This is a genomic window from Hahella sp. HN01, assembly GCF_018986435.1.
Lineage (GTDB): Bacteria > Pseudomonadota > Gammaproteobacteria > Pseudomonadales > Oleiphilaceae > Hahella.
On record NZ_JAHMIN010000007.1, the window covers coordinates 92,565 to 111,147 of the forward strand.

Annotated in this window: 17 protein-coding genes; 9 read left to right on the forward strand and 8 right to left on the reverse strand. The window is 54.6% G+C overall.

Annotation, left to right across the window (positions count from 1 at the left end; translation table 11 throughout):
* Positions 1–172 precede the first annotated feature (172 nt).
* From KP814_RS08950 to KP814_RS08965, 4 genes are all read right to left on the reverse strand, one after another.
* Positions 173–451, reverse strand: a complete 279-nt coding sequence (locus tag KP814_RS08950) for a hypothetical protein (RefSeq protein ID WP_216736454.1) — start codon at positions 449–451, stop codon at positions 173–175.
* Between the two features lie 153 nt (positions 452–604).
* On the reverse strand, positions 605–1,189 hold the full coding sequence (locus KP814_RS08955) for a hypothetical protein (protein ID WP_253938266.1): 585 nt from the start codon (positions 1,187–1,189) through the stop codon (positions 605–607).
* A gap of 133 nt (positions 1,190–1,322) precedes the next feature.
* Positions 1,323–1,541, reverse strand: a complete 219-nt coding sequence (locus KP814_RS08960; RefSeq protein WP_216736456.1) for a hypothetical protein — start codon at positions 1,539–1,541, stop codon at positions 1,323–1,325.
* A gap of 68 nt (positions 1,542–1,609) precedes the next feature.
* Entirely contained in the window at positions 1,610–1,921 is a 312-nt protein-coding gene (locus KP814_RS08965; RefSeq protein ID WP_216736457.1) for a hypothetical protein, read from the reverse strand.
* Between the two features lie 273 nt (positions 1,922–2,194).
* Between KP814_RS08965 and KP814_RS08970 the strand changes: the two genes are divergently transcribed.
* From KP814_RS08970 to KP814_RS08995, 6 genes are all read left to right on the forward strand, one after another.
* Positions 2,195–3,208 carry a TAXI family TRAP transporter solute-binding subunit gene (locus tag KP814_RS08970; protein ID WP_216736458.1) on the forward strand — a complete coding sequence of 338 codons (1,014 nt, stop codon included), beginning with the start codon at positions 2,195–2,197 and terminating at the stop codon, positions 3,206–3,208.
* A 60-nt stretch (positions 3,209–3,268) separates the two neighbouring features.
* A complete protein-coding gene (locus tag KP814_RS08975; protein WP_216736459.1) occupies positions 3,269–5,356 on the forward strand; it encodes a TRAP transporter fused permease subunit in 2,088 nt (695 codons plus the stop codon).
* A gap of 242 nt (positions 5,357–5,598) precedes the next feature.
* Positions 5,599–7,125, forward strand: coding sequence for a type VI secretion system contractile sheath domain-containing protein (locus KP814_RS08980; protein WP_216736460.1), 1,527 nt, complete (start codon positions 5,599–5,601; stop codon positions 7,123–7,125).
* 194 nt (positions 7,126–7,319) lie between these two features.
* Entirely contained in the window at positions 7,320–8,081 is a 762-nt protein-coding gene (locus KP814_RS08985; RefSeq protein WP_216736461.1) for a metallophosphoesterase, read from the forward strand.
* Positions 8,082–8,153: 72 nt separating this feature from the next.
* Complete coding sequence (locus KP814_RS08990; protein ID WP_216736462.1) at positions 8,154–8,630, forward strand: GNAT family N-acetyltransferase; 477 nt, start codon at positions 8,154–8,156, stop codon at positions 8,628–8,630.
* Between the two features lie 242 nt (positions 8,631–8,872).
* On the forward strand, positions 8,873–10,150 hold the full coding sequence (locus tag KP814_RS08995; RefSeq protein WP_216736463.1) for an immunoglobulin domain-containing protein: 1,278 nt from the start codon (positions 8,873–8,875) through the stop codon (positions 10,148–10,150).
* A gap of 60 nt (positions 10,151–10,210) precedes the next feature.
* Here the strand turns inward: KP814_RS08995 and KP814_RS09000 are convergent, their stop codons facing one another.
* The 3 genes from KP814_RS09000 to KP814_RS09010 are packed head-to-tail and all read right to left on the reverse strand — an operon-like array spanning position 10,211 to position 12,577.
* Entirely contained in the window at positions 10,211–11,452 is a 1,242-nt protein-coding gene (locus KP814_RS09000) for a vWA domain-containing protein (RefSeq protein WP_216736464.1), read from the reverse strand.
* 34 nt (positions 11,453–11,486) lie between these two features.
* Positions 11,487–12,050 carry a hypothetical protein gene (locus KP814_RS09005; RefSeq protein WP_216736465.1) on the reverse strand — a complete coding sequence of 188 codons (564 nt, stop codon included), beginning with the start codon at positions 12,048–12,050 and terminating at the stop codon, positions 11,487–11,489.
* Positions 12,047–12,577, reverse strand: coding sequence for a PspA/IM30 family protein (locus KP814_RS09010; protein ID WP_216736466.1), 531 nt, complete (start codon positions 12,575–12,577; stop codon positions 12,047–12,049). The genes KP814_RS09005 and KP814_RS09010 overlap by 4 nt, the downstream gene beginning before the upstream one ends.
* Positions 12,578–12,778: 201 nt before the next feature.
* On the opposite strand from KP814_RS09010, the gene KP814_RS09015 reads away from it, so the two are divergent.
* The 3 genes from KP814_RS09015 to KP814_RS09025 all read left to right on the forward strand — a co-directional run bounded on the left by KP814_RS09015 (position 12,779) and on the right by KP814_RS09025 (position 17,131).
* Positions 12,779–13,483, forward strand: a complete 705-nt coding sequence (locus KP814_RS09015; protein ID WP_216736467.1) for a response regulator transcription factor — start codon at positions 12,779–12,781, stop codon at positions 13,481–13,483.
* Positions 13,483–15,657: a sensor histidine kinase KdpD gene (locus KP814_RS09020; RefSeq protein WP_216736468.1), complete on the forward strand. Its 2,175-nt coding sequence runs from the start codon at positions 13,483–13,485 to the stop codon at positions 15,655–15,657. The genes KP814_RS09015 and KP814_RS09020 overlap by 1 nt, the downstream gene beginning before the upstream one ends.
* 265 nt (positions 15,658–15,922) lie before the next feature.
* A complete protein-coding gene (locus KP814_RS09025; RefSeq protein WP_216736469.1) occupies positions 15,923–17,131 on the forward strand; it encodes an MFS transporter in 1,209 nt (402 codons plus the stop codon).
* A gap of 66 nt (positions 17,132–17,197) precedes the next feature.
* Here the strand turns inward: KP814_RS09025 and KP814_RS09030 are convergent, their stop codons facing one another.
* Positions 17,198–18,478: a hypothetical protein gene (locus KP814_RS09030; protein WP_216736470.1), complete on the reverse strand. Its 1,281-nt coding sequence runs from the start codon at positions 18,476–18,478 to the stop codon at positions 17,198–17,200.
* Between the last annotated feature and the right edge of the window lie 105 nt (positions 18,479–18,583).

Below are 18,583 nucleotides of genomic sequence, written 5' to 3' on the forward strand. Positions count from 1 at the left end.
TTTGGCGGCATAAGTTATCAAATCTCAATCGTTCATCATGGCCACTGCGTATTGCGTGGAGCTGTCTTCCCTGACTGTCTTTGGGGAGTGAAGAAGGCGCTCAGTGTAGTCTAGCGGCGGACGGACGCCAACATTGTGAGCGTCAGATAACGATCTGTATAACAGAACCGATCTAGTCAGGCTTCACGAGTCGTTTTCTTAACGATTTGATATATCTAAATAAAGCTGATCCCGTTTTAACGAGCGCGAGAGCGGCAAGGAGGTTGCCCACCAGAGAAAGAGGACTGACCAGCGTTGTGTGAATCTTTTCAATCTCGCCAATGGGGATAAGATACCAGTCAATGTCCTCATGGGATGGAAATACCAACGGGAAAGGAAGTCCGTAAGCGGCTCCGCCCATGCAGAATTCCCATGGAATGGCTGACAAAAGGAGCATCACTACAAGAGTCATTTGTAATGGCCTGGATATGCGCACTGGCGATGTGTCCTGATGTGAAGGTACAAGGCAGGCATTATCGGGGCGGTCAAGCCGGCGTGCAACCAGGCGTGTGGCGCAATCCACGCCATAAATTGAATGGGATGGATCGCGTGGCGATAAAGTCGCTTAGAACGTGACGGCGCGCTCGTTCATGGGATACAGCGCGCCTTTATCGATGATGGCGACGCGGGTGGGACTAACGGAGAAAGCGCCTTGATAGCCGGTCACCTTAACCTTGGGAAAGCTCTGCTTCATCGCGTCTTTCAAGCGGCTGGCCCAGGGCGCCATTTTCCCTTCGTAACCGCCGCCGCAGGCGCAAACGTGCAGGTTGACAAAGGTGCTGGGCAGCCCTTCTTTGGTCAGCGTGGAGGTGAGCTGATCCGGCGTATAACTTTTCCACTCGCCGCCTTCCCAGGTGTCGTTGCCGTTAACGTTGACTCTTTTCTGTTTGTTTTTCCCCATGTTGCGCTCCGAGCCGATGGTCAGGGCGTCAGCGGCTCCAGTGCCGTGGGTGACGAGATAGAGCGTGTCGTCCTTGGTGAGCTTACTGAGACACTTGTCAATCCAGCGATACATCGCTTTGCCTTTGCCTGAAACGCACTTGTTGGCCAGTATCTGATTGACTGGAATGCCTTTCGCTTTCGCGAATCTCTCCGCGAACTCGCTCATTTCATCACTGTTTACAGGGATATAGATGTATTCATTTGCCATGGTGTTAGCCTTCTTGTTGATGATAGCGTCGCCGCTCAGAGTTATTGATAGATTCTGATAACTCTGAAAGCGCTCACCCACGAGGAAGGCCGTCGGCTGAAATAAGGAAAGATTGTGCAAATTCAAAAGCCGCTTACGGCTTCTGTTTCGCCAGCTCTTTTCGGCGCCTTTCGTAATCGTCGTAACTTTCATTCGCCTGCCTCATGCAGGCTTCGTACTGTGATTGTTCAATATATTTTTCGCACTGTTGTCTTTGGTTTTCCCGTACGGCGTAGTAAGCCTGCTTGGTCGAGCAGGCCTGGATAAGCAGTGCGCCGCCGACGAGTAGAAGCAGCTGGGTGGCTCTATGCATGTTCATCTCCCTTTAATTTCTGCTTTGCGACTCCGGTTGAGCGCATTGAATGATGACGCTGGGTCCCGCTAGTTTTTCGGTCTGTATTTATCCATCACCTGATCAAGTCTGTCGTTGGTGATCTCTGGGTTGGCTTGTTGCAGACAGGGTAAGAGCACGGATTTATTCATGCGTTCTCTGGCTTTTGTGGGCGTTTGGCCTTGTGGAACCGGATGGACGTCGTTGAAGCAGGCGACGAATTGGTCCGGCGTTACGCCTAACTCCCGGCTGATATCAGCGACAGGGCGCTTGGGATCGTTCTTCAGCATGGGCGCTTCCGCGGCCAGGGCCGGCAATGCGAAAAGGCAGAGTGTGAGCGCCAGGATGCGTTGGTTCGACATAGGAAAGGTCTCCTCATTCAACGTTTTATTACGGCTTGCTTGCATTGATGGTGTCGTCACGGTTTTCAAGCATAAAGCCACATTCATTGGTCGATAAGCAAAATTTTGCCTATAAAGTTTTAGCGATAAGCCAAAATTAGCTTATGGCGCTTTTTGTATTTTAGTTGGCTTCTTTATAAATCAGTAAGTTGTGTGAAGGTGGTAAGCGGCATGACCTTTGCGAAGCATTTGAACGCCTGTGACTTAAAAAAATAAAACTTTGAGGTATTCAGTATGAATCGGTATATCCGACTAATCTCTCTCACCCTTTCCGTTCTGTCCTTTTCTGTGTTCTCTTCTGGCCTGCGCGCCGCGGAAGAGAAGAATTACATCATGGCGACCGCCAGCACAGGAGGTACTTACTATCCCGTTGGCGTCGCAATCGCCACGTTGACGAAAGTAAAGCTGCAGCCGACGCATAAAATCGGCATATCCGCCATCAGTTCCGCAGGGTCTGCGGAAAACATCAAATTGATGCGTGATAACGAAGCGCAGTTCTCCATCCTGCAGGGGCTTTTCGGCAAATATGCGTGGGAAGGCTCTGGTGTGTTCGCCAATGAAGGCAAGCAACGCAACATCCGCTCCATCACCATGTTGTGGCAGAACGTCGAGCATTTCGTATTGGACAACAAATACGTCAAAACCGGCACCATCAGCGATCTGGTCAACGCCAAGGGCGAACGTCTGGCTCTGGGATCCAAGAACTCCGGCACTATTGAGTCCAACCGCACCATCCTCGCCAACTTCGGCCTGGATCTGGATAAAGACTTTGATCTTTTGTACGCCGGCTACGGTCCCAGCAGCCAGGCGCTGCAAGACGGCAAAGTCGTGGGCATGGGGACGCCGGCCGGCGTTCCAGTGGGGGCGGTGATTAACGCCTTCGCGCAACGCTCCGATATCACCCTGCTGTCTTTCACGCCGGAGCAAATCCAGCGGGCGGACAATGGCTTTGATCTGTGGACGCCTTTCACTGTTAAAGCTGGCGTATATCCAGGCGTGAACAAAGATATCGTTACTATCGCCCAGCCTAACTTCCTGGCGGTGCGCGACGACATCGACGAGGAAACCGTCTATCTCCTGACCAAGGCGATTTATGAAAACCTGCCTTTCCTGAACAGCATCCACAAGGCCACCAGCGACATGGCGCTGGAAAAGGCGATCGCCGGTCTGCCGATTCCATTGCACCCTGGCGCAATTCGCTACTACAAAGAACAAGGACTGAATATTCCTGACCGGCTGATGAAATAACAGCCTCCATCACTGAGTCACAACGGGGGACGCGTCCCCCGCTTACTTTGGAGATTTGTAATGAGTCAGTCTGCGACGGAGTGGAGTCAGCTCCGTGACAGCCGCATGTTTTTTTATGTGGCTGTCGTAGTGTCCCTGATCCATATCGTTATCAACATGACCGGCTGGATCAGCGGTTTTTGGCCTAACGTCATTCATTTCATTGGATTCGCCTGGCTATGCGTGGGCTGGTATGTCTCCAAAGACGCCAGCAAAACGTTGAAAGCGTTCAACTACGCCTTGGCTGCGGCCGCAACGGCGGCGACGCTTTGGCTGTTTTTCAGCGAGGACATTATTTATGAGCGCGGTCTTCATTTAAGCTGGGCGGACTGGCTGGCCGGATGCGTGGTGGTGCTGTCTTCGCTGGAGTTGACCCGGCGCATGGCGGGCTGGCTGATACCCACGCTGATTATTATCGCGTTGGGCTACGTCGCATGGTGGGGACAGTACCTTCCCGGTGTGTTCCGTTTCAGTGGTCTGAGTTTGGAAACCATCATGTTTCGCAGTCTTTTCGGCGATGACGGCATGTTTGGAAGCATTGCGACCATTTCCTCCAGCTTCGTGATGATGTTCATTCTGTTCGGCGCTTTTCTGGTGCGCTCGGGCGCTGGGGATTTCATTATCGATCTGGCCAAACGCTCCGCAGGCAAGATGCACGGCGGACCGGGTCTCATCGCGGTTATTGCTTCCGGTCTCACAGGCACTATTTCCGGCTCTGCGGTGGCCAATACCGCCTCAACCGGCGTCATCACCATTCCTTTGATGAAAAAGGCGGGGTATTCGCCGCGTTTTTCCGCTGGCGTTGAGGCCGCCGCCTCTACCGGAGGGCAACTCATGCCGCCGATCATGGGGGCTGGAGCCTTTGTCATGGCCAACTACACCCAGATTCCTTACACGGACATCGTGGTTGTGTCGTTTCTGCCGGCGTTGCTGTACTTCCTGACAATAGCGGCTTTTGTGCGACTGCAGGCTAAGAAAGAAGGCCTGAAACCTATCGAGGACAGTAACCCGGAACCGTTGTCAGTGTTGATGAAGCGGGGCGGTTACTCCTTTCTGGTTCCGATTGTACTGTTGATCGGGCTGCTCATATGGGGATTGAGCCCCACTTATGCGGCGGGCTTCGCGATCCTGGCGGTGATTGGCTCTTCCTGGCTGACGCCTAACCGCATGGGCCCGGCGGCTGTCTGCGAGGCGCTGGCGTTGGGCGCCAAGAATATGGTGATGACTGCGCTGTTACTGATCAGCGTGGGGCTGATTGTCAACGTGGTGGCCACGACCGGCATCGGCAATACTTTCTCATTCATGATCGTGCAATGGGCGGGAGGACAATTGTGGATCGCCATCGTACTGATCGCCCTGGCTTCCTTAGTGCTGGGCATGGGGCTGCCGGTGACGGCGGCGTACATCATGGTGGCGACGATCGCTGCGCCGGCGTTGCAGCAACTGATTCTGCAAAACCAGTTGGTGGATTTGCTGGTAGCCGGACAATTGCCGGAGACTGCGCGTGTGACGCTGCAGTTTATGGCGGGCGTGACGGATGTGGATCTCAGTCAGCCGATTCCTTACGATCAAGCCGCCGCGCTGGTGGGGGGCATCAGTCGGGATATCCTGCCGACGCTGCTGGATGTGGCGATTGCGCCGGAAATGATTACCCTGGCGCTGTTGTCCGCGCACATGATCATTTTCTGGTTGTCTCAGGACAGTAACGTTACGCCGCCAGTCTGTTTGACCGCCTTTACCGCTGCGGCCATCGCCAAGACTTCGCCGATGTCAGCCGGGCTGTCCGCGTGGAGTCTGGCGAAAGCCTTGTATATCGTTCCGTTCCTGTTCGCCTACACTCCGTTTTTGAGCGGCGACTGGGGCGAGGCGCTGCAGATCTTCGTGTTCTCCGCATTTGGTTTGTACGCCTTCGCCGCCGTGTTTGTGGGCTGGCTGGGACAGGCGTTGAATCCAGTCATGCGATTGCTGGTTTGCGCCGCCGCGCTGTTGTTGCTCTGGCCGCTGTCGCTTTGGTGGCATCTTGGCGGCCTTGGCATGTTGATCGCACTGCGTTTACTGAACCGCTCGCGCGCGTCGTCAGACGACGCGACGCCACTGCAGACACCCTAGCTCCCAGGCCTTCTAGGCCGTAAAGGAAGGCATTCTCCACTTTCACACCAAGCCATGGACGGCTTCATTTCTCCGGCGCCGGAGAGTCTCCTGTTTCAACGCTTTTACTCTTTTTCACGACGCTGTATTCTCGACCGATTCAATTTGTATGACAGCGGCCGCCTGACGCGACTGCTTTGCATAAAATATGGCGTCTACACTCTCCTCCAATGTGAGGCGCGACAACCTCAAGGGAAGCTCATATGTCCAGAACAACCATCAGCACGGGCGAAATTCAGTTTAAAACCAAAGATGCCGGCGACAAGAAAGCGACGCCAGCCAATCAACCCTGTCACATCGTGGTGTTGGGGGATTTCAGCGGCCGCGGACATCGTGGCGCGCATGAACCGGAGACGCTGGCGAAACGCAAACTGATTGAAGTGGACCGGGATAATTATGACGACGTTTTCGAGCAGTTGAAGGTGGAGCTGGATATTCCTGTCATCGATGACGTCATTCGTTTTCGCGAGCTGGATGATATGCATCCGGATTATATCTATGACCGCACCGCACTGTTTGAGAAGTTCAAAAGCCTGAAGCGTCGTCTCAAGAGTAACGATACTTTCCAGGCGGCGGCGGATGAAATCCGCGGCTGGAGTGGTTCCGCTCCAAAAGCGGAAACGTCTGTGACGGAGGCTAAGCCGTCTAATGTGGGCGGCTCCAGCGACAGCGGGTCTCTGTTGGAAAGCCTGTTGGACAGCACATCTGGCGTTCAGCGCTCCAGTAACGCTTTTGACGTGCGCACGCTGGTGCAGGAAATCTTTGCGCCCTATGTGAGCCAGGGGCCGGACCCACGCCAGCAGGAAATGCTGGAGGCTGTGGACCAGGCCGCCAGCGACCTGATGCGCAAAATCATGCATCACAGCGCTTTTCATGCCTTGGAAGCGAGCTGGCGCGGGCTGTATTTGTTGGTGCGCAGGCTGGAGACGGATGCAAACCTGCGCGTTTTCATCGTCGATGCGACGCGTCAAGAGCTGATAGCCGACGCGAACGCCGCGGAATCTATCGACGAAACCGGACTGTACAAGTTGCTGGTGGAAAAGCGCAGCGCCAGCGGCGCTACGCCATTCAGCATGATCCTCGCTGACTATGCCTTCGGACCGGAGACGGAGTCGCTGAACTTTCTTTCCACACTGGCGGGTTCCGCCCATGTGATCGGAGCCGCGGCATTGACCGGCGGCGCGGCGGCGCTGGCGGGATGCGGCGATTTGGCTGCGACCCCTGACCCGGATGACTGGAGCGACGCCGTCGATGCGGAATTCTCTGAACACTGGAAAACCGTGAGGGAGCAGGTTTGCGCCGGCAGTCTGGCGATGGTGGCGCCGCGGGTATTGCTGCGCATGCCCTATGGCAAACGCACCTCTCGTACGGAGCGCTTTGATTTTGAAGAGCTGCCGGAACGTAATCGACATGCTTTCTACCTGTGGGGCAACGGCGCCTGGTTGGCGGTAATGCTGCTGGCGCAACACTATACGGATTTCGGCTGGAATTTTGTTCCGGGTAAAAAGCAGCAGGTGGACCGCCTGCCTTTGCACGTTTACAGCGAAGATGGCGAATCCGTGGTGACGCCTTGCGCGGAGATTAACATCACCGACTCAGCGGTGCGGGCGCTGAGTCAGGCTGGCTTGATGGCGGTGCGTTCCATCGTGGGTAAAGACAGTGTGCTGATACCGAATTTCCGTTCGATCGCCACGGCCAGCCCCGACCTTAATGGTCCTTGGAACGCATGAGTCGTGAACAGCCTGTCGATATGGATATGTTGATAATCTGGCGCAGGGACGCGCCAGGATGGCGGCAAGCCTCTGGAGATAAGGCTGTATAGACGCATGCCCTAAGGCTCAGGCGGATAACAGGTAGACAAAAGGAAACACAGGCTTGCTCTTGGTGATGATGACAGGCGGAGAGTGAGCCAGTAAGCAGTAGTATGAAAATTAGAGTATTAAGCGACCTCCATTTGGAATTTGAGGACTTCGCTGTCGATATCGACGATGTGGATGCACTGGTCCTGGCCGGGGACATTCATGTCGGCGACAAAGGCGTGCGTTGGGCGCTGGAGCAGAATCCGGCGAAGCCGATCATATATGTGCTGGGAAATCATGAGTACTACCGGCATATCTACCCGAAACTGGCGCGAAAGTTACGAGAGATGACGCAGGGAACGCATGTTCATGTGCTGGAGAATGAGTCCGTGGCGCTGGGCGACGTCGTCTTTTTCGGATGTACGCTGTGGACGGACTTCGAGTTGCTCTGCGATCCTCGCGTGGCGGGTTTTGAATGCCAACAGGTGATGAGCGACTTTCGTAAAATCCGCAGAGAACCCGGCTACTCCAAAGTGCGCTCACTGGATCTGGCGGTGATTCATTCTCGCTCGCTGCACTGGCTAAAAGGCGCCTTCGCCCATTGCGACGAAACGCATCCAACCAGCCGGCGCGTCGTAGTTACCCACCATGCGCCCAGTAGTCAGTCACTGCCGCTGCGCAGGAAAAACGACATCATCAGCTCTGCGTATGCTTCTAATCTGGAGCCAGTGATCGAGTCCTTGCAGCCGAACCTGTGGATTCATGGGCATTTGCACAACAGCAGTGATTACCAGATCGGAACCACACGAGTCGTATGCAATCCACGCGGTTATCCCGGCGAACGCAATCTGGATTTTGATCCGGCTTTCACTGTCAGCCTTTCATAGTTAATAGTAATTTGTCTAACTAACAGGCGAAGGCCATATACCTATTTGATAAATAGTGAGAGCAATATAGTTGTGAATATTGATGTGATTGATTACGACTCTCAGTACGCCGTGGCGGTGGCTGATTTGTTTCATAGGGCGGTGCATGGCGTCGATTCGCAGATGTACACGGCTGCGCAAAAAGAAGCGTGGGCGCCGACGCCGCCTGATTATGATAAATGGAAAGCCAGACTGGATATCAAAAAGCCGTTTTTGGCGATAAGCGATGGGCGCTTGCTTGGTTTTATCGAATTGGAGGCTGATGGCCATATTGATTGCCTGTATACCCATGTCGAGTTTCAGCGGCGTGGCGTGGCGGCTCAGCTTTATCAGCGATTGGAGCGGGAGGCGGTTGACGCAGGTATGACGCGCCTTTATGTAGAAGCATCAAGGGCTGCGCGCCCATTCTTCGAGTCAAAAGGCTTTGTAACAACGCAACTTAATGAAATACAACGCAACGGTCAGATACTGGTTAATTTCACAATGGAAAAGAAGTTAACAAAACGCTAGCACATTTGGTTTTTTTATATCCATTTGATCTTATCGTCGTTATTTACAGAGTAAATCCTTTACTAAACTGTAAATAATGGCGCCGCATAAATACTGCTTCTTGGATTTTGCGCCCAAAAGGACGAGAACAGCCCGCATATTTATTCACGCCAGAACAACATATCCGTCGCAGCCCGAAGTCATGCGCAGTGAAGCGCCAAGTGGCGAGTCGGCGGGAAGTATCCTCAGAGGGGGGAGTGGACATGGCGGAAGCACCCGTATCATCGTCAGATAAGACCCGTTTAGGGGACCTGTTGCTTGAGCGGAATCTCATCACCCAGGAGCAACTGGAAAGGGCGATGTCTTTGCAGAAGACATCCCATAAGAAGCTGGGTGAGATCCTGGTCGAAGAACACTTGGTGTCAGACCGGCAAATACGGCGCACTCTTAAGATTCAACGCAACTTACGACGCACCGTACTGACATCTGTTTTAACTTTGTCGCCGTTATTCCTTGCAGGGTGCGGGGGGGCGACGCCGGCTAGCGCCGCGCCAAAAACACAGGCTTCAGCGGAAAGCTCCATCACCGTTTCAGAAACGGAGCTGAGCGGCGATACGGTACTGGATTCGTCTTACACCACTTCCACCAAGAGCGGTAAAGGCGGGACCAAGGGAGGAGGCGGCAGATGGGGCGATGGCTCCAACACCAGCACTACTGACACCACCACGGACACTTCCGGCTCCACGACGACAACTGAAGATCCGTTTAGTCCCACTACGGATACCACTGATACTACCCAGTCATCAGATCCGTTTAGTCCTTCAGACACGACTACCGACACTAGCCAGTCTACTGACACCAGTCAGACTACGGATACCAGCACTACTGATACGTCGTCGAATCAGACCACCACGACGGATACTACCAGTACGACTGACACATCCAGTACAACCGATACTACGGCGACGACAGATACCTCCACCACGGATACTTCCACAGATCAGACACAGCCAGATGAGGTGGACATAGTCATTTCTTTGCCTCCCGCATCGCAGTCTGCAGCAGTGGGCTCGTCGGTTACCTTGAACGTTAGCGCCAGTGGCAGCAATACGCTGTATTATCAATGGCGTAAAGACGGACAGAATATTCCGGACGCGGTGACCTCCAGTTACACCATACCCAATGTGAGCGAAGCGGACGCGGGCAGTTATGACGTCATGATTGGCAACGAGAGCGGTGTTGTCATCAGTGATGCGGCGACGCTGGACGTTGTGGTTGATCGCACTGCGCTGCTGAGTTGGACGCCGCCGGCGACCCGTGAAGACGGTAGTGTGCTGGCTGCATCGGAAATCCAGCTTTACCGGATCTATCACCTGTCTGAAGACGGTTCCGTGGAAACAGTATATGAAGCGTCGCCGGATGAAATCAGCTTCTCCTTCGACAACTTGCCCGTCGGCACTCACTACTTCGCCGTGTCGGCTGTGGATGTAAATGGGCTGGAGAGCGACACGTCAGATATTGTGATGAAAAAAGTCTTATAAAAACCAAGGGCGGATTATCCGCCCTTTTTACTTCCCTTACTTCTATTAACCTCATATCCCTCAGTAAGCTGGCGCGCTCTCGTATTGGATGCCTTTTTCCGCCGCCTGGGCTTTAACTGTTGAGTAAATTTTGTAGTCCAGCGTTTCTTCTTCTGCGCCGCTGTCTTTGAGTTTCTGTTCGATAAATTCCTGACGCTGGCGTGACAGCTCCGCAATTTGCGTGCGCAGGGCATCACGTTTTTCCGCTGTTTCCTTGATGACTTTCGCCTGTTCGTCTTTTTCCAGCGCTTGCAACGGGGCGGGTAGCGTCGCCGGGGCGATGCTGTCCAGGTCGACGCGGCCGCTACTGATGTCATCGACCAGTTCGCTTTCCGCGAGGAAGTTGCCTTCGCCCGCAGCGGACGCATTAAAGGCGGCCCGTTTAGCCAGTGCGGCATCGGAACTGACTGCATTCAGTTTGTCCGTGGCGGCGCTTTTGGCGGCGAGAGCCTTACGTTTTTCTTCCGTGCCGTAGAACATGCGGGTCTTGTCCATTTCTCTGGAGAGGGAAGCCAGCTGTTCATCAAATGGCGTGGCCACCGCAACAGCCTGGCCGGATTGCTCCACCTGGAAGAAGGAGCCCTGGTTCAACTGCGCTATGCGACGCCATTCCGTCTGCGTAAAAGGATCGTCGCCAGCCTGGATGGTGTTGACGACGATGCCCTTGGTCAGTGCGTCTTTCAGTGTTTGCGGGTATTGCTGCTCGTTCTGATAATCCATGTGCGGAGGCGCGTCGCCAACCAGAAAGATGACCCGGTAACTGTCTTTGTCCTGACTCCAGGAAATCTTATGCACGGCGTCGAACAACGCCTGATTGACGCTTTCTGGACCGTCGCCGCCGCCTTCAGCCTGGAAGTCCATCAAGGTGGCGTACATGGAGTCCAAATCCGGCGAAAGATCGATGACGCGGGTGATATAGCTGTCTCCTCGATCCCTGAAGGCGACCAGCCCCATTTTGATTTCTGGAGCGGGTTGCGCGGAGGCCATGGTGCTGGCGATGGACCAGATGTTTTCTTTCGCCGCCTGAATCAGCCCACTCATGCTGCTGGTGGTGTCGAGAGCGAACACGACTTCAATTTTGGCCCGCTTCTCATTAATTGTCGCGATCGGGTTCGTTGTGGTGATGGGGTCCGTTGTCGTGACTGGATAAGTTATCTGGTTGACCGCTGGCTTCGCAATAGCGAGGTTCTGCAGCGTAGGGTAAAAGGCGACCACGCCGGCGGTGGCTGCAAACAGGGTGAAGGCGAACAGTTTCGATTTCATGGTTGAGTTCCTCCAATAAATGAATGAGCCGAAGTCAGGAATGTCTGGATAGACGGCGCAAGGCGGCGTCCGCATTGCGATAGGCGCGCTCGAAATCTTCGTTGTTGACGGGAGCTTCGCCTCGTCCTGACGCAGACAGTTTGCGAGGGATGTAAACGAACGCCGCTTGCACGAGAAAGAACGTCCACAGAGCCAGAAACAGACTGTGGGTATGTAGTGCGGCGGCCAGGGATGCGAGCAGGGCGGCGCCATTGAGAAAGGCGTCCAGCGCCGCGGCGATCAGGCTGTCGTGGATATAAAGGCAGCGCGTCAGCCAGATAGCGGCGGTTTGCGTCGCCAGCCAGACCCATACGCCAGGGTTAAGCAGGAACAAGGCGGCGGTAACGGTCATCCAGGCGGCGAACACGACCAGACGTCCGGTGCGGGCGCGACTGTCGCGCAACAAGATCACCACATACGCCAGACCCAGCGCGGAAATCAGCAGCCTGAGTCCGAAGCCTTCTCCAACCACTGGTGCGAACAGAACCAGCGCCAGTGCGCCGACGATACTGAGCGCCAGCGCAATCACAGCGCCGCGCCAAAAAGTAGACTTGCTCATGACGCCCTCCGCTTTTGTTGTTCGCGCAGCATCGCCAGATCAATGTCTTCCTCGGTAATGCTGACGTCTTTGCTATCCCAGGCCTTGGGCTCGACGCTGTGATCAGTCTCAAACAAAGCGGCTTTCTGTCGCATGCTCTCAAGCCGGCGACGCTGATCGCAGAGGGATGAGGCTTGGGCAGTAATGGCGTCGGTCAGTTGACTGGCCTGCTGACGGAATTGCGACAGCAGCAGCTCGCCTTCCAGTTTGCGACGGAGCAGGCTCCGGGCGAGGTTTTCATTCTCTGCTTCGAAGCAAAGATCCAGTTGAGCGTCGAGTCCGCTCAGAGACTTTTCCACCTCTTTGATGCGACTGCTAACCTGCTGTATCTCATGCTCTTTCGCTTGCAGCCGGCGCGCGTTTTGCGATACTTCCTCTTCCATTTCCCGAATCGCCTGACGCAGAAGGGCGTCGGGTTCTTCCAGGCGGTCCAGCACGGCGTGCATATCCGCTTTGAATAAACGAGTCAGTCTGGTGATCAGCGCCATGTTCGTCTCCTTTCAGGGTGTTCGTTGATGTGGTTACAGTCTAAAAAGGAGCGTGCAGGTGTCGTAGACAGGCTTTTGTAAAACCTTCGCGGCGCTGTTTACAAAGAATTTACATGGCGTGGCGACGCTTGTTGTTAGACTCGTTTGTAACTACATTCGCTATCGCGAGAGTGATTTTTTCAGGTATCAATTGAGGTGGAGATGCAACGCAAAGCGCGCATTCTGATCGTGGAGGACGAAACGGCGATTCGCACCGGACTGGTGGATGTCTTCGTTTACCATGGCTATGAGGTGGATTTCGCCGTGGATGGCGACGAAGGCCTGAGCAAGTCGCTGAATGGCGCTTATGACCTGATCCTGCTGGATGTAATGTTACCGGGTAAAAACGGTTATGAGATCTGCGAAGCAGTGCGCCTCAAGGACCGCGATCAACCCATCATCATGCTGACCGCCAAGTCTTCCGACGAAGATGTCATTCATGGCCTGTCACTGGGCGCCGATGACTACGTCGCCAAACCTTTTTCCGTGGCGCAACTGGTGCTGCGGGTGCAGGCGGTATTGCGGCGCTCTCGCTCCACGACGCTGGATGACGCCCATATTCGTCTGGCGGGCGGCCTGGAGATAGACACTCTGAATCTGAGTTGTCAGCGCAAGGGGGAGGACGTGGCGTTTACCCGCAGAGAGATGGATGTCCTGCAATATCTGCATGAGCACTGCGAGCGCCCGGTATCGCGAGAGGAGTTATTGAACAAGGTCTGGGGGTACGCTCGGGATCTGGATATTGAAACCCGCACCGTAGATATTCATATCGCCAAACTGCGTCGTAAGATCGAGGATGATCCCAAGCAACCGCAACGGCTGGTGACTGTGCGCGGCGGCGGCTACCGCCTGATGACGGAGTCCTGATGGCCGCCTCGCTGCGACATGGACTTACGCCAGGACGCCTGCGCCTGTTCCTGGCGGTTTTGTTTTTGGCCCTGCTGATCCCCTTTGCGGTATTGGTCTGGCAGACCCAGCAGCAGATCAAGTGGGAGGCGTTTCATCAGTACCGCTTGCTGGCGGAGGAACTGTCTCAGCGTATCGACTCTGAACTGCAGCGCTGGATTGCAGCGGAAGAGGCGCACTCTTACGCGGATTATCAGTTTCTGGTTCTGACCGGCGATCCCAATACCTCCAGTTATGTGCAGCGTTCCCCCTTGGCGACGTATCCTGTGGAATCGTCCATTCCAGGACTGCTAGGGTACTTTCAGGTGGATGCGGAAGGCGTTTTCTCCACGCCGGCGACCCCTGACACCCTGGATAACCCAGAGCGTTGGGGGCTGAGCGCAGAGGAACTGACCCAGAGAACCGCCTTGCGCGACACTTTGTTGGATATTCTCAGCCAGAACCAGTTGGTGCAACGTCGCCGGGCGGACGACAAGCCTGTCAGTCTGGCGGATGAAGCGATGAGCCTGGCGGATACTATGGGGCTGTCTTCCCGCGCCTATAGCTCGTCGGTGGAGTCCGGCGCGGGAGGCCTGAGCGAGAACGCGGACAGCAGTTGGAGCCGCGACGCGGAGATGGACAGTACGGCGCAGACCGAACCAACGCCAGCGGCGTCGGTCGCGCAGGAGAGAGAAATCGCGCAAGCGCCGGCGCAGGAAGAATACAAAGCCAAGTCCCCGCCGGTATACGCGCAGCAGGCATTTGATAATCTGAACTCGCCGGTGTTCGAGCAACGCCAGCGTAGCCAGAGCGACAAGCGTCTGGAAGATCTCAAGCTACAGAGCAGCTTCAAGAAAGAAAACGTTGCGAGCAAGTCCCTGTCGAAAGCGGCAGGCGTTTCAGCGCCCGCCCCTAATCGCTCCTCGCGCATAGAGCAAACCGCCTTGGTCGAGGAAGTGGAGTCCGAAGCCGCCCCAGGAGAGCCTGCTGTTGCTGCGCCCAAAGTCAAAATCTTTGAAAGTGAAGTTGATCCCCTGGAGCTGGCCTTGTTGGACAGCGGACAGTTTGTCCTGTTCAGGAAAGTCTGGCGCGATGGCCAGCGCATCATTCAGGGGGCGATCATTGAACAGAACGCCTTTATCGAAGGCGCGATGGCGCAGGCGTTTCAAGGGACGGCCCTGGCGCAGATGAGCAATATGGTGGTGGCGTTTCAGGGCGATATCCTGCAGACCGTTTCCGGCTCCATCAGACGTGGCTACATGGACCAGAGCGATGAATTAAATGGCGAGCTGTTGCATCAGGTGCGCTTGTCAGCTCCTCTTGGCGACTTTCAGTTGCTGTGGACGATTAACCGACTTCCCGCTGGCCCTGGCGCTCAGGTTGTCATATGGGCCAGTGTGATTCTTGGCGGAGTGCTGCTGCTGGGATTCATCATGCTGTACCGGCTTGGCCTGCGGCAGATCAAACTGGCGCGGCAGCAGCAGGACTTTGTTTCCGCCGTCAGCCATGAACTGAAAACACCTCTGACCTCTATTCGCATGTACGGCGAAATGCTGCGGGAAGGCTGGGTTGGCGAGGAGAAAAAGCGGGAGTACTACGACTTCATTCATGACGAGAGCGAACGGCTCTCCCGCCTCATCGCCAACGTGCTGCAACTGGCGAGAATGGAGCGCAATGACCTGAAGCTGGAACTCAAGCCCATCGGCGTCCAGGCCCTGATGGATATGGTGCGCTCCAAAATCAGCAGTCAGGTGGAGCGAGCCGGATTTGAGTGCAGCTACGAACTTGATCCTTCCTGTGCGGATAGAGAGCTGCACGTGGACGCAGACGCCTTCGTGCAAGTGATCATCAATCTGGTGGATAACGCCATTAAGTTCTCCTCTAAATCCGAGCGCAAACGTATCGAGATCCACGCGCGGCCGCGGGGCGCCAAGTCAGTCGCCTGGAGCGTCAGGGATTACGGCCCGGGCGTTCAGAAAAGCCAGATGAAGAAAATCTTCCAACTGTTCTACCGCTCCGGTAATGAACTGACCCGCGAAACCGTCGGCACCGGAATTGGGCTGGCGCTGGTGCGACAGCTGACCCGCGCCATGGGAGGCGAAGTCGACGTGCTCAACCGCACCCCGGGAGCGGAGTTTGAGGTGGTGTTGAGTTGATGCAGGAATAAGTGGCTAACTGTAATTTTCTCTATAAAATAGCCACTTATCTGTTTTAAGGCTTGTTGCAGGACGCAAACGATGATGTACCCTCCGCTTCGCTTGTTGCGAACTTACCCCTCGACGATTTACCTCTCTTCTGCGCTATGTCCTATTAGTCGCGGATAGCAACGTTCTCTGAATTTTCCCTCCAAACGAAGCCGGTTTTTGCCGGGCTTTGCAGTTGGTGGCGATAGCGCTGAATGATTAAGGATTGAGTAGGGCCATGAACGCTGTATTGCGTATTAAAAATGATCTTGTCGCGGCCAGTATGGTCGCCAGTATTTTGTTTCTCGCGATTGTCAGTCTGGGGCTTTCCCTGGCTGTCTTGCCGTTGTACGTCAATAAAACGCTGGGCTACTCTGCGTTTTATGTTGGATTGGTGGTAGCGATTGAGTCAATTTCTACGTTGCTTTCCCGCGCCTACGCCGGCAGGTTTTCGGATAATCACGGCCCCAGAAAAGGGATGGTGCTGGGGCTTACGCTGACCTTCAGCGCGGGAATGCTGTGCTATTTGTCATTCGCTTTGTTGCCGGCGACTATTCTTACTTACGTGATTATCTGTTTCTCCCGTATTTTGATGGGGGTTGGCGAGAGTCTGATTTTTACCTGTAGCGGAACATGGCCTATTGGTCTGGTTGGGCGGGAGCACGCCGGTAAGATTATGTCCTGGGTGGGTATCGCTATGTTTTTAGGGCTGGCTGCCGGTAACTATGTCGGGGCCTGGTCTTATTACTCTGTAGGCATTGTCTATGCGGCGCTTTTCATGAGTCTACTGCCAGTCATTGGCTTTGTATTTGTGGCGGTTGTCCGTCCCGTGGATGTGCATCCGGAAAGAAGCGAAATCAAGCTCGCTTATGCGATCAGTCGGATCTGGAAGTCGGGGGCAGGTTTTTCCCTCGCGAATATTGGCTATGCGGCGATTACCGCTTTTCTGGTGCTGTACTTTGTGGAAAGCGGCTGGCGGGAAGAGGCGGCTTTCTCTTTATCGCTCTTTGGCGTGGGCTATGTTTGCGCGCGTTTGACGCTGGGCTGGATGGCGGATTCATCCGGCTTAAAGATGACGCTGTTTTCTCTCGTCATTGAGGCGGTAGGGCTGTTGTTGATCGGATTGGCGACGTCGCCGCAGCAAGCGATGGTTGGCGCTTTCCTGACTGGGTTCGGTCTATCCATGGTGTATCCGTTACTGGCGCTGCCAGCCCTGAAAAGCCTGCCGGATAAGAACATCGGACTGGCGTTGAGCACCTATGAATCCTGCTTTGACATTGGAATTCTGATTGCGGGCATTATCGGCGGCTCGATCGTTTCCTGGTTTGGATACGAAGCCATATTTATTTTCTCTTTCTTCTGTTGCCTGTTAGCCATGGCGTCCACCGTGCTGGCGTTCAGACAGTTAGATGAAGAGCAAATGGAGCCGATTGCGGTGACGAGTTAAGTCACTGATAGACGGGTTAAGTGGACTCAGCCGGAGCCTATGGTCATTCGCTCCGGCTTCTGGGCGTTACCTATGCTGCGCCTCAGGGAAGAGCAGTGCGTAGGCGTCGAAAAAGGACAGGGCGTCTTCTTCGGTGGAGGCGTCTGCGAGAGTTTTCAGCTCAGGCTTGAGCGCCAGTCTATAGCCGTCCAGCAGGTGCTCAATATTATGCAGCTCGGGATGGTGGTTGACGGCGTCGGGCATCATTTTCAGGATCGCATCCACATAGTCGAGGTTGCGATGAATCGCGTCTTCATTATGCAGGCTGGAGGCGACCCAGAGGTGGTTAAGTTCCTTGCCTGAGGTGCGCTTTTCCGAGTCGGCGGCTTGCACGACGGTGGTTCCATACACGACCGTGCACAGCTTTTCTTCCACCTCAAACTCACCATTTCTGTTGGCATCATACCAAAACTCATAACCCAGCTCGTGGGTGAAGGCTCGGGCGTCGATGCTGATTTTGGCGACAGGCTTGCTGTCTGGACCCATCTCCAAGCCTTGATACAGGGAATAGCCATCGAACCAGCTGCGGGGACGTCCCAGGAAATTACCCGGGGGATACTCTTCTTCTACACGATAATGAGAGCCCAAAATGTTGAGGTCGCTGCCCTGGTGAAAAAACAAATCTCCCAGCAAAACGCCGTCTTCCTGCGTTTCCATGAGCAATTGCTGGCGTTCGTCTTTTAACTTTGTGCCGGTGCGGATGCGTTCGCCCAATATGCCCAGCATGCCCCGGCCTTCGATGACGGTATACAGCGGTTTAATATCGTGGACGTCGCCATTGTTGATAGCGCCATACACTTCGGTCTCTTCCCGCCCAAAGGTTGGGTCATTTTCGTTGATGGCGAAGACAGGAATAAGCTGATCCTCGACGAGCACTCGACCGATCAGCGCCTCTTTGCGGCCCGCCAGACCCAACCACTTGCGGACTTCACGCTCTTCAGAGGAGGCCAGCAAGACGCCGTTGGCGTCCTTAACCTGAAAAGTTTCCACCTTGCCGTTGTCGTTAGCGTTGATTTCGGCGATAACGTCGCCGCTGGGAAGATTGATGTCGTTGTCGCCCCAGAAGTTATAAGATCCGCTTCCCCGACTGACGCCGCTATACACTCGAATAACTGACTGATAAGGGACATCCTCATTAGCCCCTGCGTTCCATGGATAGGTTGTTCGGCTTTCCGCAATGGTCAGCACCGCATTGGAGACCGGGTAATCATTAAAAGGCAGGCTGCAGATTAACTTAATAATTCCCCATAGGATGAATGCGGGAATGATATAGATCCCATAGCTAAATAGTTGATTAATAAACTGCATATCTAAGTAATGGATGAGGCTTGTCGGTAGTGTGTCGGATATGTGAGGCGTTAGCTGGTCGAGTATATCATAAGGTGGTAGTATTTCGGCCCGACTCATTGTCGA

Coding starts and splice junctions, on each gene's coding strand:
- KP814_RS08950 (WP_216736454.1), bottom strand. CDS start 451: ATGACTCTTGTAGTGATGCTCCTTTTGTCAGCCATTCCATGGGAATTC.
- KP814_RS08955 (WP_253938266.1), bottom strand. CDS start 1,189: ATGGCAAATGAATACATCTATATCCCTGTAAACAGTGATGAAATGAGC.
- KP814_RS08960 (WP_216736456.1), bottom strand. CDS start 1,541: ATGCATAGAGCCACCCAGCTGCTTCTACTCGTCGGCGGCGCACTGCTT.
- KP814_RS08965 (WP_216736457.1), bottom strand. CDS start 1,921: ATGTCGAACCAACGCATCCTGGCGCTCACACTCTGCCTTTTCGCATTG.
- KP814_RS08970 (WP_216736458.1), top strand. CDS start 2,195: ATGAATCGGTATATCCGACTAATCTCTCTCACCCTTTCCGTTCTGTCC.
- KP814_RS08975 (WP_216736459.1), top strand. CDS start 3,269: ATGAGTCAGTCTGCGACGGAGTGGAGTCAGCTCCGTGACAGCCGCATG.
- KP814_RS08980 (WP_216736460.1), top strand. CDS start 5,599: ATGTCCAGAACAACCATCAGCACGGGCGAAATTCAGTTTAAAACCAAA.
- KP814_RS08985 (WP_216736461.1), top strand. CDS start 7,320: ATGAAAATTAGAGTATTAAGCGACCTCCATTTGGAATTTGAGGACTTC.
- KP814_RS08995 (WP_216736463.1), top strand. CDS start 8,873: ATGGCGGAAGCACCCGTATCATCGTCAGATAAGACCCGTTTAGGGGAC.
- KP814_RS09000 (WP_216736464.1), bottom strand. CDS start 11,452: ATGAAATCGAAACTGTTCGCCTTCACCCTGTTTGCAGCCACCGCCGGC.
- KP814_RS09005 (WP_216736465.1), bottom strand. CDS start 12,050: ATGAGCAAGTCTACTTTTTGGCGCGGCGCTGTGATTGCGCTGGCGCTC.
- KP814_RS09010 (WP_216736466.1), bottom strand. CDS start 12,577: ATGGCGCTGATCACCAGACTGACTCGTTTATTCAAAGCGGATATGCAC.
- KP814_RS09015 (WP_216736467.1), top strand. CDS start 12,779: ATGCAACGCAAAGCGCGCATTCTGATCGTGGAGGACGAAACGGCGATT.
- KP814_RS09020 (WP_216736468.1), top strand. CDS start 13,483: ATGGCCGCCTCGCTGCGACATGGACTTACGCCAGGACGCCTGCGCCTG.
- KP814_RS09025 (WP_216736469.1), top strand. CDS start 15,923: ATGAACGCTGTATTGCGTATTAAAAATGATCTTGTCGCGGCCAGTATG.
- KP814_RS09030 (WP_216736470.1), bottom strand. CDS start 18,478: ATGCAGTTTATTAATCAACTATTTAGCTATGGGATCTATATCATTCCC.